Below are 13688 nucleotides of genomic sequence, written 5' to 3' on the forward strand. Positions count from 1 at the left end.
CCTAGGACCTCTTCTGCTTGACGATCTGCTCCTGCTCGAGCTCGTCATCCGTGACGGGGTCGACCTGGGCCTCGGTGCCGGGCTTGATCGACTTGCCCTCGGCGGTCTCGAACTGGTCGAGGAAGGAGTCGTAGGCCTTCTCCAGCGAGCTGGCGGTGTCGTCGTCGAAGGCGTTGGACTCCCGGATCCCGTCCAGGATGCCGGCGTGGGACCGGCGCAGGAAGTCCAGGAACTCGTTCTCGAACCGGAGCACGTCCTCGACCGGCACCCGGTCCAGGCGACCGGTGGTGCCGACCCACAGCGAGACGGTCATCTCGGGCAGCGGGTACGGCGAGTACGCCGGCTGCTTGAGCAGGGCCATCAGCCGCGAGCCGCGGTCGAGCTGCTGGCGCGACGCCGCGTCGAGGTCGGAGGCGAACATCGCGAACGCCTCCATCGCGCGGAACTGCGCCAAGTCGACCTTCAGCGAGCCGGTGACCGACTTCATCGCCTTGGTCATCGCCGCACCACCCACACGGGAGACCGACACGCCGACGTCGATCGCCGGGCGCTGGTTGGCCGCGAACAGGTCGGACTGCAGGAAGATCTGCCCGTCGGTGATCGAGATGACGTTGGTCGGGATGTACGCCGAGACGTCGTTCGCCTTGGTCTCGATGATCGGCAGTCCGGTCATCGACCCGGCTCCGAGGTCGTCGGACAGCTTCGCGCAGCGCTCGAGCAGCCGGCTGTGCAGGTAGAACACGTCACCCGGGTAGGCCTCGCGGCCCGGCGGGCGGCGCAGCAGCAGCGACACCGCGCGGTAGGCCTCGGCCTGCTTGGTCAGGTCGTCGAAGATGATCAGCACGTGCTTGCCGTCGTACATCCACTCCTGGCCGATGGCCGAGCCGGTGTACGGGGCGAGGTACTTGAAGCCCGCGCTGTCGGAGGCCGGTGAGGCCACGATCGTCGTGTACTCCAGCGCGCCGGCCGCCTCGAGGGCGCCACGCACCGACGCGATCGTCGAGCCCTTCTGGCCGATCGCGACGTAGATGCAGCGGACCTGCTTGGTCGGGTCGCCGGTCTCCCAGTTCTGCTTCTGGTTGATGATCGTGTCGATCGCGATCGTGGTCTTGCCGGTCGCGCGGTCGCCGATGATGAGCTGGCGCTGACCGCGGCCGATGGGCGTCAGGGCGTCGATCGCCTTGATGCCGGTCGCCAGCGGCTCGTGCACCGACTTGCGCTGCATCACGGTCGGCGCCTGCAGCTCCAGCGCGCGGCGCGCCTGGGAGTCGATCTCGCCCAGGCCGTCGATCGGGTTGCCGAGCGGGTCGATGACCCGGCCCATGAAGCCGTCGCCCACGGGCACCGACAGGATCTCGCCGGTACGGCGTACCGGCTGGCCCTCCTCGATCCCGGCGAAGTCACCGAGGATCACGACGCCGATCTCGCGGACGTCGAGGTTCAGTGCCAGACCACGGGTGCCGTCCTCGAACTCGAGCAGCTCGTTGGCCATCGCCGACGGGAGCCCGGTCACCCGGGCGATGCCGTCACCGGCCGAAGCGACGGTGCCGACCTCTTCCTTGCTGGCTGCCGCCGGCTGGAAGTCGGCGACGTACTTCGCCAGCGCGTCGCGGATCTCCTCCGGACGGATCGAAAGCTCCGTCATTTCTTCCCTACTCTCTGTTCTACGAACACTTCGTTGTCTGGGTGAGCCGGGTCAGCCGGCGAGCCGGCGGCCGGCCTCGGCAAGGCGGCTGGACACGGTCCCGTCGACGACCTCGTCGCCGACAGTGACGTGGATGCCGCCGAGGACCGACGGGTCGATCACGGTGTTCAGGTGCACGGTGCGGTCGTACTGGGCCGAGAGGGCCGCGGCGAGGCGCTTCTCCTCGTCCTCGGCCAGCGGCTGCGCGACCCGGACCGTCGCGACCACGCGGTCGCGCGAGGCGGCCGCGAGCTCAACGAACGTGTCGATCGCGTTCGTCAGGGTGAGGTGGCGGCCGCCGGCCGCCTGCTCGACGAGCATCACGGTGCCCGGGTGTGCCCTGCCGTCGAGCAGCGAGCGCACGAGCGCACGCTTGTCCTCGACCGATCGCGCGGGGTCGGACAGCGCGCTGCGCAGGTCGTGGTGCTCGGTGACCGTGCGGCCGAAGTCGAACAGCTCTGCCTCGAGCCGGTCTCCCGCGCCTTCACGGTCGGCGGCGCGGACGATGGCGACGACTCCGAGCTGCTCCAGGGCCGAGCCCAGGTCGCCGCTCGACACCCACCGCAGCCCGGCCGCCTTCGCGACGACCGACCCGGCTGCTTCGGAGACGTGCTTGCCGAAGACCGCCTCGGCGAGACCGGTGCGGGCAGCCGCCTCGGTCGACGGGTCGGTCAGCGCGCGCCGCAGCGACGGCTCGTCGACGAGGACCCCGGAGGCGGCGAACAGCCCGGTGCCGAGCTCGGCACCGTCGCTGCCGCCGTCGACGGCCGCCACGACCTGCTCGGTCAGGGTGGCCAGGGAGTCCGAGGAGGATCCGTGCATCACTGCGTGGCTCCCTGCCCCGCCGTGTCGGCCTCGAGGTCGGCGAGGAACCGGTCCACGACCCGGCTCTGCCGGGCCTGGTCCTCGAGCGCCTCGCCGACGATCCGGCCGGCGAGGTCGGTCGCGAGCGAGCCGACCTCGGCGCGGAGCGAGGTGACCGCCTGCTGGCGGTCGGCCTCGATCTGGCTGTGGGCGTGCTCGACGATCCGGGCCGCCTCGGCCTGGGCCTGCTCGCGCATCTCGGCGATGATCCCCGCGCCCTGCTCACGCGCCTCCTCACGGATGCGCGCGGCCTCGTGACGAGCGTCCGCGATCTGGGCGCGGAACTCCTCCTCGGCCGACTTCGCGTCGGCCTTGGCCTGGTCGAGGTCCGTGAACTGCTTGCGGATCGCTTCCTGGCGGGCCGTCATCGCCGCGTTGATCGGCGGGATGACGTACTTGCCCAGGATGAAGAGGATCAGCAGGAACGCGAACAGCTCGACGAAGAACGTGCCGTTCGGCACGAGGAAGTTGCTCTCGAGCGGTGTCATCTAGTCATTCCCTGTCTGTGGACGACCGGCGAAGGTCACTTGCCGCCGAGCACGAAGACGAACAGCGCCATGAACGCGAGGTTGATGAAGAACATCGCCTCGACCAGACCGACCGTGAGGAAGAAGATCGTCTGCAGGCGGCCCTGCGCCTCGGGCTGGCGGGCGACGCCCTGGATGTAGGACGAACCGGCAAGGCCGTCACCGATGCCGGCACCGATGGCGCCGCCGGCGAGGGCAAGACCGCCACCGACGAAAGCGCCGGCGAGGCTGATGGCCTGCTCAGTGTTCTTGACTGCCATGTCTCTCCTTGAGTTCCACGCCGATCACTCGACGCCTTGGTTGTACAGCTGGGTGCGGCTGAGCGGGCGCTCAGGCCACAGGTTCGGTCACGGATGCGGATGGTGCGTCGTGCGCTTCGCGCTCCTGGTCCGTCGGGTCGACCTCGACGCCGTGCTCGCCGTGCTCCTCGTCGTGACCGGCGCCGGCCATGCCGAAGTAGAGCACCACCAGCAGCGCGAAGATGAAGGCCTGGATGCCGCCGATCGCCATGTCGAACAGCTTCCAGATGATGTTGGGCGCCCATGCGATCCAGCCGGTGATACCCGCGATCAGCGCCAGCATGATGCCGCCGGCGAAGATGTTGCCGAAGAGCCGCAGCGCGAGCGTGATCGGCTTGACCAGCTCCTCGAGGATGTTCAGCGGGAGCAGCACCGGGTAGGGCTCGACGAAGTGCTTGAGGTAGCCCCTCAGGCCCTTCTGCCGGATGCCGTAGGTCCAGACCCCGACCATCGCGAGGATCGCCATCGCGTAGGTCAGGTTGGTGTCGGCCGTCGGCGCCGGGAGCAGGTGGACGTTGGGGTGGTCGAGCTCGCTGGGGATCAGCTCGAGCCAGTTCGCGATCAGGATGAAGAAGAACAGCGCGACGGCGAGCGGCACCACGAACGGGTGCACCCGGCCGAGGTTGTCCTCGACCTGGGTCTGCACCTCGCCGACGACGGCCTCCCAGATCAGCTGGATCTTGCTCGGCACGTGGTCGTCGGGCCGCTTGGTGAGGGCCGAACGGGCCCAGAACCCCAGCAGCACCACGATGATGCCGGCGATCGCCGTGGTCCAGATCGTGTCCATGTTGAACGTCATGCCGGCGAAGTGCCGCTCGACGTGCTCGCCGGGATGGATGTCGATCATGGGGGCGCGGGGCGCGAGCGCGTGGATCATGCGTTCTTCAGCTCCTTCAGAAGCGGGATCGCGGTCATCACCAGCGAGATCAGGCGGAAGATCGCCAGGCCGAGCAGCAGCCCGATGCCGGCGGGCCAGAAGGCGACGGCGGCACCGATCGCGACCACCGACAGGACCGCCAGCCGGACGATCGTCGTACGGGTCAGCTCGCCGCGGGTGGGCTGCGCGCCACCGGTGATGATCCGGAGCAGCCAGAACTCGGTGACGAGGTGGTTGAGCAGGCCGAGCAGGACGCCACCGGCGATGCAGAACGCCAGGGTCCACTCGTCGTACTGGCCGAAGAAGAGGCCGAGCACCATCAGCACGACGGCGACCCAGATCGTCTTGCGCTGGTCGCGGACGACCCGGCCCACGGTCGCGCGCTCGGGCAGGGAGGCGGTCACGGCGGTGCTCTCGTCGGTCATCACTGCGCACCTCCTGCGGCCGTGGTCAGGCGGTCAGCCCCGAAGTGCGCGTCGTACCCGAAGCGCAAAGCCGGTACACCCGAGGACGACGCCGAGCGCGACGCCGACCAGGACGCCGGCCGGCGAGGAGTCGAGGAGGTGGTCGACCAGGAGGCCGACGAGCATCCCGCCGACGACGCCACCGACCAGAAGTCCACCGAGGCCGATGAGGTCGCGGCCACGTAGGCCGCTCTCGGTCGGGTCATCGGCCATCCAGTCTGGTCCGTTCGTGCGGGGGGCATGTGGTCGCCCGGTCGCGAGCCCTGCACGAGTGCGAAGGGCTCCGAGAGAATGTCGGCGGGCGACGACCCGGCGACGCTACCACAGCAGTTCGGCCGCCTGAGAACCGCCTGAGAACGCCCCGGAAGGGGCCTGTTCGCTGCGGTCGTCATGGCGGCCTCTTGTCGGTCGTCAACGGCGGTCGGGGTGCTTGTGAAAAGTAGCACAAACTCCCGGACGGGCGAAACCCGGGGTCCGCGGATCGGCCGATGGGGCCCTCAGCGACCCGTGTCGGGGGCCGGCGAGGTGGCCGCAGCCGGCGCCGGTGCGGGTGTCGCCGGGGGGACAGGGCCGTGCCGTTGCAGGCGCGGCAGCACGAAGGTCAGTGCCAGGGTGACCACCGCCCAGACGACGGTGACCAGGATGCTCAGGACGCTCGCGTACAGGCTGACCAGGACGGCGCCGAAGGCGACCAGCCCTGCCCAGAGCCACATGATCAGCACCGCGACCCGCTGGCTGTGGCCGAACTCCAGCAGCCGGTGGTGCAGGTGCTGCTTGTCCGGGTGGTAGAACATCTGGCCTCGTCGCGTACGTCGTACGACCGCGAGCACGAGGTCGAGGAACGGCACGACGAGGATCGAGACCGGCAGCAGGACCGGGAGCAGGATGACCAGCGATCCGCCGGCGTCGAAGTCGCCGGTCTGGTTCAGCTGGACACCCGCGAACTGGCCGGTGAGCGCGAGAGCCGAGCCGGAGAGGACCAGCCCGAGCAGCATCGACCCGGAGTCACCCATGAAGATGCGGGCCGGGAAGAAGTTGTGCGGCAGGAAGCCGACGCAGGCGCCGCCCAGGCAGGCGCAGAGCAGAGCCGCGGTGATCGCGAGGGTGTAGCCGTTGACGTCGGCGAGCCGGTAGGAGAACACGAAGAAGGCAACCGCGCCGATCGCGACCATGCCACCGGCCAGGCCGTCGAGGCCGTCGACGAAGTTGATCGCGTTGACCGTGCCGACGACCAGCACGACGGAGATGATCATCGCCTGGGTGGGGTCGAGCACCCACTGGCCGACGCCGGGCACGCGGAGCGAGAACAGCTGCACGTTGTTGACGACCAGGAAGCCGGCCGCGACCACCTGGCCGCCGAGCTTGGTGAGGGCGTCGAGCTCGAGCAGGTCGTCGAGCACGCCGACGGCGCAGATGATCGCGCCCCCGATGATCACCACCCCGGCGTCGTGGAACACCGCCGGCTGCGACCGGCTCAGGAACGGCAGGTGGTGGGCCACCAGGAAGCCGGCGCCGAGGCCGCCGAGCATCGCGACGCCGCCGAAGTACGGGATCGGCACCGCGTGCACGTCGCGGTCGCGGACCTCGGCCACCGCACCCGTGCGCATCGCGAGCTCCCGGGCGACGACGCACAGCAGGTAGCTGACCACGGCGGCCGCGAGGAAGACGAGGAGGTACTCACGCACCCGGTGGGGCCTCCTCGGTCAGGTCGTCTAGCGCGACCTCGTCCGCGAGCACGCTGCGCAGCTCCGCGACGGGGACCGCCCCGGCACGCAGCACCCTCGGCTGGGCGCCGGTGCAGTCGACGATCGTGGAGGCGCGGTCGTCCACGGTCGGGCCGCCGTCGAGCACCACGGCGACGTAGCCACCGAGCATGGACGTGGCCTGGTCGGCATCGGTCGCCGCCGGCTTGCCGGTGGTGTTCGCCGAGCTCACCGCGAGCGGTCCGGTGCGACCGAGCAGCTCGAGTGCCACGGGGTCGTGCGGCATCCGCACCGCGACCGTGCCGCGGGTCTCGCCGAGGTCCCACTGCAGCGACGACTGCTCGCGCACGACGATCGTCAGCGGGCCCGGCCAGTAGTGCTCGACGAGGATGCGGGCCCAGCTGGGCACCCCCGACCCGAGCGCGTCGAGGGTGGCGGCCGAGCCCACGAGCACGGGCGGCGGCATGTCGCGGCCACGGCCCTTGGCGTCGAGCAGCCGGCGTACCGCGACGGCGTCGAAGGCGTCGGCAGCCAGGCCGTAGACCGTGTCGGTCGGCAGCACCACCAGCTCACCGGACCTGATCGCGGTGGTGGCGGCAGCGAGCCCGGCCTCCCGCTCCGCGGGGTCGGTGGCGTCGTAGCGGGTCGGCACGGGACTCATCATGCCCGTCTGGCGGTCAGGTAGCGCGGTCGACCGGCCAGGTCCCGGTGATCGCGTACGTCGGCCCAGCGCCCGGCCCTGACGAAGACGCCCGGAGCCGACTCCCCCTGCACGTCGGCATGCTCGGACCCGACGTGGCCGCCCGGCCGCAGCAGCCTCGCGGCGACCCGCTCGAGCACCCGGATCGCCTCCAGGCCGTCCTCACCGGACCACAGCGCCAGGGCCGGGTCGTGGTCGCGCGCCTCGGCCGCGACGCCGTCGTAGGCCCCGAGCGGGATGTACGGCGGGTTGCAGACCACCACGTCGACAGACCCGTCGAGGTCGGGGAACGAGTCCGCCATGTCGCCCTCGCGGAGATCGACCCCACCGCCGGCGAGGTTGCGCGCGGCCCACGCGAACGCATCCGGGTCCAGCTCGACGGCGTGCACGTCGGCCGCGGGCAGCTCGGTGACGACGCTGAGCGCGACCGCGCCCGACCCGGTGCACAGGTCGACGACCACGGGCGGTCGGCCGCGCACCTCGGCGGCCCGCTCGAGCGCCCAGCCGGCGAGCAGCTCGGTCTCGGGCCGCGGCACGAACACTCCGGGCCCGACCGCGAGCTCGACGTGCCGGAAGGCGGCCGTGCCGGTCAGGTGCTGCAGCGGCACCCGGCCGGCGCGGCGCTCGACGAGCCTCGTGAACCGTGCCTCGGCGTCCGCCGCCACGTCCTCGACGAGCGCCAGACGAGATCTCGTGGTCCCGAGGCTGAACGCGAGCAGCTCCGCTGCGTCGTACTCGGGGCTCGCGACCCCTGCCCGATCCAGCCGGTCGGCGGCCTCCTGGAGTAGGTCGCGAGCGCCGGTCATTCGCTCAGGGCCTCGAGGCGCGCCGCCATCTCCGCGGCGACGCACGACTCGATCACCGGGTCGAGCGCACCGTCGAGCACCTGGTCAAGGTTGTAGGCCTTGTAGCCGGTGCGGTGGTCGGAGATGCGGTTCTCCGCGTAGTTGTAGGTGCGGATCCGCTCGGAGCGGTCGACGGTGCGCACCTGCGACCGGCGCGCGTCACTCGCCTCGGATGCGGCCTCCTCCTGGGCGGCCGCGAGCAGCCGGGCACGCAGGATCCGCATCGCCTGCTCGCGGTTCTGCAGCTGGGACTTCTCGTTCTGGCAGCTGACCACGATGCCGGTGGGCAGGTGGGTGATCCGGACCGCGGAGTCGGTGGTGTTGACGCTCTGGCCGCCAGGGCCGCTGGAACGGAACACGTCGATGCGCAGGTCCTTCTCGTCGATGGACACGTCGACCTGCTCGGCCTCGGGCATCACGAGCACGCCCGCCGCCGAGGTGTGCACCCGCCCCTGGCTCTCGGTGACCGGCACCCGCTGGACCCGATGCACGCCGCCCTCGAACTTCAGCAGAGCGTACGGCGCCTCGCCGGGCGCCGGCGTGCCCTTCGCCTTGACCGCCACCGTCACCGACTTGTAGCCGCCGAGGTCGGACTCGGCGGCGTCGAGGATCTCGGTGGACCAGCCTCGCTGCTCGGCGTACCGGGTGTACATGCGCAGCAGGTCACCGGCGAACAGGGCTGACTCCTCGCCGCCCTCCCCCGACTTCACCTCGAGGATCGCGTCCTTGCCGTCGGCCGGGTCACGCGGGACCAGCAGCCGGCGCAGGTGCTCCTCGGCCTCGGCGCGGCGCGCGGCCAGCTGCTCGGCCTCCGCGGCGAACTCCGGGTCGTCGTCGAGCTCACGGGCGGCGGCGGCGTCGTCGCCGAGCCGCTGCCAGTCGCGGTAGGTGCGCACGATCGCCGACAGCTCGGCGTACCGCTGGTTGACCTTCCTCGCCCGGGCCTGGTCGGAGTGCAGGGAGGGGTCCGCGAGGACGTCCTCCAGGGCGGAGTGCTCCTCGATCAGTGCCTCGACTGCCTCGAACACGCTGCCACCTCCTGCCAGGAACTCTGCCGAACGACCGGAACACGCAGAACGCCGGTCACCGCAGCAGCGCTGCGGGACCGGCGTTCGACGAAGCTACTTGGAGGTCTCGGCGTCCTTCTCGGCAGCCTTCTCCGGGGCCTTCTTGGCGTAGCGCGCCTCGAAGCGGGCCACGCGACCACCGGTGTCGAGGATCTTCTGCTTGCCGGTGTAGAAGGGGTGGCAGTTGGAGCACACGTCGGCGTGCAGCGAGCCGCTGGCCGAGGTGCTGCGCGTCGTGAAGGTGTTGCCACAGGTGCACGTCACCTGGGTCACGACGTAATCGGGGTGGATGTCGGTCTTCATGGTTTCCTCTCGGTCTGACAGCCGCCGGGTCGCCCGCGAGCGCGAGCGTGAACCGGAGCCGACCAATGATTGTGCCACCCGGGGTCCCCCCGGAGAAATCGTGGAGAAATCTCGGGCGAGGGTGACACCGGTGTCAACCGCGACGGGGCGTCCCTTGTTCCCGCGCCGGCGTCGTCTCCGCCGCGTCCGGAGCGCCCCCGAGCTCCAGCGGCAGCTCGGCGTGGGCGAGCGGGATCCGCACCCACACCGTCGTGCCCGCACCGAGCGTCGAGCGCAGGTCGACGCTGCCGTGGTGGTCCTCGACGATCGCCTGCACGATCCGCAGGCCGAGCCCGGTGCCGGTGATGCCCAGGCCGACGGCGTTGGAGGCCCGGTAGAACCGCGAGCCGAGCTGGTCCAGCTCCGCCTCGGGGATCCCGATCCCGTGGTCCTCGACGCTCAGGACGGCGTCGTTCCCCTCGGCGAAGACCGTGACCATCACTTCGGAGTCTCCCGGGCTGAACTTCACGGCGTTGCTCACGAGATTGGTGAGCACTCTCGAGATCTGGCTGCCGTCGGCCAGCACGGGGACCGGCCCGCCGGCCAGGTCGAGCCGGATGTCGACCCCCTGCTGCCGCGAGGCGACCCGGAGGTCCGTGACGACGTCGCCGGCCAGCTGGGCGAGGTCGAGGGGCGCGAGCTCGGTGCGCTGGGCCTCCGACCTGGTCAGGGCGAGCAGGTCGTCGATGAGCTCGCCGAGCCGTACGACGTTCCGCTTGGCCGCCTCGATCATCTCGGACTCGGACTGGTGGGCGTGACCGCGCACCTCCTCCTCGAGCAGCTCGAGGTAGCCCAGGATGCTGGTCAGCGGGGTGCGGAGCTCGTGCGAGACGTTGGAGACGAAGTCCGACTTCACCGCGTCGAGGTCGCGCAGCTGCTCGACGACCCGCGCCTCCACCGAGCGGGCTCGGTCGTTCTCGTCGGCCATCCGGTTGATGGCGGTGGCCACCTGCAGCACCTCACGAGGGCCGGTGACCGGTGCGCGGGCATCGTGCTCACCGATCGCCAGGCGGTGGGCGGTGAGCTCCAGCTCGCCGAGCGGCTCGGTCACGCGTCGCGCCACCAGCCGATCGACCAGGAGGCTCAGGGCGGCGGCAGCGAGGACCAGGCCGACCAGGAGCGCGATGATCCGCCGGACCAGGTCGTCGGCATGCCGATCCGCGGCGCGCGAGAGCTCCTCCAGGCGCGTCGAGACGGCGGCGTTCGTCTTCTGCACCTCGTCGAAGAGCCGAAGACCCCGCTCGAACCGTCCGGCGTCGTAGGTCGTCGGACCGACCGGGCCGGCCACCCGAGGCTCGGCGTACGCCGTGAACCAGGTGTTCGCGGCGAGCACGAAGTCGTCCGCCAGCAGAGCCACCTCGGGATCGAGGGTCGCCTGTTGATCCAGCCGATCGCGAAGGATGTGGAAGCGCGCCGCCGAGGCGCGGTACTGCTCCAGCAGCTGGGGGTCGGTGGAGATGCTGTAGCCCCAGGCATAGGTCTCGGCGTCGGTGAGGACCTGGAGCATCGCTGCGTTCGTGCGGGCCACCGGTTCGACCCGCTCGGTCAGGTAGTGGACGGAGTGGTGTGCGCGGGCGGTCGCGACGATGCCGCCGATCCCGACGGCAAGGAGCACCAGCAGGTTCGCCGCGACCAGGGCCGAGAGGTGGCGCCGGACCGAGCTGCGTCCGCCACCTCCGGCCGCGGACGCCATGGCGTCAGGTGCTCCGCGCGAGCACGGCCGCTACTCGCGAGGCGAGCTCTCGCGGACTGAAGGGCTTCACGACGTAGTCGTCAGCCCCTGCGTCGAAGCCCTGCTCGATGTCGGGCTCCTGGGCCCGCGCCGTCAGCATGATGATCGGCACGCTGGCCATCGTGTCGTCCGCGCGCAGCGCGCGGGCCGCGTCGAGGCCGCTCATGCCGGGCATCATCACGTCCAGGATGACCAGGTCCGGCTTGTTCGAGAGGCACGCCTCCACGGCGGCTGCACCATCGGCGACGGGCAGCACCTCGTGGCCGGCGTGCCGCAGCTTGAACACGACCAGCTCGCGGATGTCCGCGTCGTCGTCCGCGATCACGATGCGCGCCATCGCGACCCCCCTCTTCGTACCGCTGTGGAACTCACGTGGCCCCATCCCCGACGGCGCCTGACAGCGCCACGGCGGTCAGCATATCCAGTCGTCCCCGGCGACTCGGGCGTTATGCACGGATCGCTCCTCCCGGAGAGCCGGCAGCCCTCGCAGCGTCAGGACTCCTGGCCGTTGGCCGTGGGGGTCGTCTTCTGGACCTGCATGAGGAACTCGAGGTTGTTCTGGGACTTCTTGAGCCGCTCGAGCAGCAGCTCGAGGGCCTGCTGTCCGTCGAGGCCCGAGAGCACCCGCCGCAGCTTCCAGATGATCGCGAGCTCGTCCTTGCTCATCAGGAGCTCCTCGCGGCGCGTGCCCGACTGGACGGCGTCGATCGCGGGGAAGATCCGCTTGTCGGCGAAGTCGCGGCGCAGCCGGATCTCCATGTTGCCGGTGCCCTTGAACTCCTCGAAGATCACCTCGTCCATCTTCGAGCCGCTCTCGATCAGCGCGGTGGCGAGGATCGTCAGCGATCCCCCGTCCTCGATGTTGCGAGCTGCGCCGAAGAACCGCTTCGGCGGGTAGAGGGCCGCCGAGTCGACGCCGCCGGAGAGGATGCGCCCGCTCGCCGGAGCGGCGAGGTTGTAGGCACGACCCAGCCGGGTGATGCCGTCGAGCAGCACGACGACGTCGTGGCCGAGCTCGACCAGGCGCTTGGCGCGCTCGATCGCCAGCTCGGCGACGGTGGTGTGGTCGGTCGCGGGGCGGTCGAACGTCGAGCTGATCACCTCGCCCTTGACCGAGCGCTCGAAGTCGGTGACCTCCTCGGGGCGCTCGTCGACCAGGACCACCATCAGGTGGCACTCGGGGTTGTTGGTGGTGATGGAGTTCGCGATCGACTGCATGATCATCGTCTTGCCGGCCTTCGACGGCGAGACGATCAGGCCGCGCTGGCCCTTGCCGATCGGGGCGGCGATGTCGATCACCCGGCCGATCAGGTTGGTCGGGGTGGTCTCCAGGCGCAGGCGCTCCGAGGGGTACAACGGGGTCAGCTTGCTGAACTCCACGCGGTCCTTGGCGGCCTCCGGGTCGGCGCCGTTGACCGTGTCGATGACGACCAGCGGGTTGAACTTCTCCCGGCGCTCACCCTCGCGAGGTTGGCGCACCTGCCCGGTGATCGCGTCACCGCGGCGCAGGCCGTACTTGCGGACCATCGACAGCGAGACGTAGACGTCCTCGGTGCCGGGGAGGTAGCCGCTGGTGCGCACGAACGCGTAGTTGTCGAGCACATCGAGGATGCCGGCGCACGGGGTGAGGACGTCGTCCTCGAGGATCTGAAGGTCCGGCTCGCTGCGACCGCCCCGGCCGGGCTGGGGAGCCCCGCCGCTGCCGCCGCTCTGCGGGACAGCGCGGTCACGGCCGCGCCGGCGCCGGTTGCGCCGGCTGCCGGGGTCGTCGTCGCGGTTCGCCTGGCCCTGGTTGCCCTGGTTGGCCTGCCGGTCCTGGTTGCCCTGCCGGTCCTGGTTGCCCTGCCGGTCCTGGTTGCCCTGCCGGTCCTGGGTGCCCTGCCGGTCCTGGTTGCCCTGCCGGTCCTGGTTGCCCTGGCGATCCTGGTTGCCCTGGCGATCCTGGTTGCCCTGCCGGTCCTGGTTGCCCTGGTTCCCGCGGTCCTGGTCACGTGCCTGACCGGCCTCCTCGCGGGGCTCCTGCGCGGCGCGGTCCTGTCGCTGCCGGTCCGGACGCTCGCGCCGGGACTGGTCCCGCTCGCCGCGGTCACCGGCCTGGCCGTCGTCGGCCCGGTCGTCGGGTCGGCTCTCCGGCTGGCGGTCGGCTGCCTGCTCAGGCTTCTGGTCGGCCTTCGGGTCGCGCTTCGCGGCGCGACCCCCGCCCTGGCCCCCACTCTGGCCCCCACTCTGGGCCGCCTTGATCGCGGCGACGAGCTCGGCCTTCTTCATGCCGGTGGCCTTGATCCCCAGGCCGCCTGCGACCTGCTTGAGCTCGGGCAGCAGCATGGTGCTCAGCCCACCTGCCTTGCGTGCCGGAGCGGCCCCGTTGCTCGAGGCCTTGCTCTGCGCCGCACTGTCCTCGGGCGCGGTGCTGCCGGGACCGGCGGTGGTCTGGGTGGTTTCCGTCATGTGGGGTCCTTCCCCCTTGCTGGGCCGGACGAATGGGCGTCGGCTCGGTGCGGTTGCCCGATGCTGCCAAGACACCTGTGCGCACGAAGGCGGAACCGGTGCGTGAGGTCAGATCAGGAAGGATGCGTCTGGGTGT

At 70.7% G+C, this 13688-nt stretch carries 15 protein-coding genes; 1 reads left to right on the forward strand and 14 read right to left on the reverse strand.

Translation table 11 applies throughout. The annotated features are described in order from the left end of the window. Nucleotide 1: 1 nt before the first annotated feature. From atpA to ACVW00_RS14580, 6 genes are all read right to left on the reverse strand, one after another. Nucleotides 2-1645, reverse strand: a complete 1644-nt coding sequence (gene atpA, locus ACVW00_RS14555) for a F0F1 ATP synthase subunit alpha (RefSeq protein WP_457111615.1) — start codon at nt 1643-1645, stop codon at nt 2-4. A gap of 51 nt (nt 1646-1696) precedes the next feature. Continuing rightward, entirely contained in the window at nt 1697-2506 is an 810-nt protein-coding gene (locus ACVW00_RS14560; RefSeq protein WP_457111616.1) for a F0F1 ATP synthase subunit delta, read from the reverse strand. Further along, on the reverse strand, nt 2506-3036 hold the full coding sequence (locus ACVW00_RS14565; RefSeq protein ID WP_457111617.1) for a F0F1 ATP synthase subunit B: 531 nt from the start codon (nt 3034-3036) through the stop codon (nt 2506-2508). Before ACVW00_RS14565 ends, ACVW00_RS14560 begins: the two co-directional genes overlap by 1 nt. A 35-nt stretch (nt 3037-3071) precedes the next feature. Further along, nucleotides 3072-3335, reverse strand: a complete 264-nt coding sequence (locus ACVW00_RS14570) for a F0F1 ATP synthase subunit C (RefSeq protein WP_457111618.1) — start codon at nt 3333-3335, stop codon at nt 3072-3074. 70 nt (nt 3336-3405) lie between these two features. Further along, nucleotides 3406-4251: a F0F1 ATP synthase subunit A gene (atpB, locus tag ACVW00_RS14575; RefSeq protein WP_457111619.1), complete on the reverse strand. Its 846-nt coding sequence runs from the start codon at nt 4249-4251 to the stop codon at nt 3406-3408. Then, on the reverse strand, nt 4248-4676 hold the full coding sequence (locus tag ACVW00_RS14580; RefSeq protein WP_457111620.1) for a hypothetical protein: 429 nt from the start codon (nt 4674-4676) through the stop codon (nt 4248-4250). The genes atpB and ACVW00_RS14580 overlap by 4 nt, the downstream gene beginning before the upstream one ends. Nucleotides 4677-4697: 21 nt before the next feature. On the opposite strand from ACVW00_RS14580, the gene ACVW00_RS14585 reads away from it, so the two are divergent. After that, nucleotides 4698-4901 carry a hypothetical protein gene (locus ACVW00_RS14585; RefSeq protein ID WP_457111621.1) on the forward strand — a complete coding sequence of 68 codons (204 nt, stop codon included), beginning with the start codon at nt 4698-4700 and terminating at the stop codon, nt 4899-4901. Between the two features lie 311 nt (nt 4902-5212). Here ACVW00_RS14585 and ACVW00_RS14590 read toward each other — a convergent pair whose 3' ends face one another. From ACVW00_RS14590 to rho, 8 genes are all read right to left on the reverse strand, one after another. Next, nucleotides 5213-6400 carry a glycosyltransferase family 4 protein gene (locus ACVW00_RS14590; RefSeq protein ID WP_457111622.1) on the reverse strand — a complete coding sequence of 396 codons (1188 nt, stop codon included), beginning with the start codon at nt 6398-6400 and terminating at the stop codon, nt 5213-5215. Continuing rightward, complete coding sequence (locus tag ACVW00_RS14595) at nt 6393-7070, reverse strand: L-threonylcarbamoyladenylate synthase (RefSeq protein ID WP_457111623.1); 678 nt, start codon at nt 7068-7070, stop codon at nt 6393-6395. The genes ACVW00_RS14590 and ACVW00_RS14595 overlap by 8 nt, the downstream gene beginning before the upstream one ends. A gap of 8 nt (nt 7071-7078) precedes the next feature. After that, the gene (prmC, locus tag ACVW00_RS14600) at nt 7079-7924 is read right to left on the reverse strand and encodes a peptide chain release factor N(5)-glutamine methyltransferase (RefSeq protein ID WP_457111624.1); all 846 of its coding nucleotides are present in this window, start codon (nt 7922-7924) and stop codon (nt 7079-7081) included. Next, nucleotides 7921-8991 carry a peptide chain release factor 1 gene (prfA, locus tag ACVW00_RS14605; RefSeq protein WP_457111625.1) on the reverse strand — a complete coding sequence of 357 codons (1071 nt, stop codon included), beginning with the start codon at nt 8989-8991 and terminating at the stop codon, nt 7921-7923. Before prfA ends, prmC begins: the two co-directional genes overlap by 4 nt. A gap of 93 nt (nt 8992-9084) precedes the next feature. Beyond that, on the reverse strand, nt 9085-9333 hold the full coding sequence (gene rpmE / locus ACVW00_RS14610) for a 50S ribosomal protein L31 (protein ID WP_457111626.1): 249 nt from the start codon (nt 9331-9333) through the stop codon (nt 9085-9087). A 133-nt stretch (nt 9334-9466) separates the two neighbouring features. After that, nucleotides 9467-11065: an ATP-binding protein gene (locus ACVW00_RS14615; protein WP_457111627.1), complete on the reverse strand. Its 1599-nt coding sequence runs from the start codon at nt 11063-11065 to the stop codon at nt 9467-9469. A gap of 4 nt (nt 11066-11069) precedes the next feature. Beyond that, nucleotides 11070-11441: a response regulator transcription factor gene (locus tag ACVW00_RS14620; RefSeq protein WP_457111628.1), complete on the reverse strand. Its 372-nt coding sequence runs from the start codon at nt 11439-11441 to the stop codon at nt 11070-11072. 155 nt (nt 11442-11596) lie between these two features. After that, nucleotides 11597-13552, reverse strand: a complete 1956-nt coding sequence (rho, locus tag ACVW00_RS14625; protein WP_457111629.1) for a transcription termination factor Rho — start codon at nt 13550-13552, stop codon at nt 11597-11599. Between the last annotated feature and the right edge of the window lie 136 nt (nt 13553-13688).

Source organism: Marmoricola sp. URHA0025 HA25 (genome assembly GCF_054059435.1).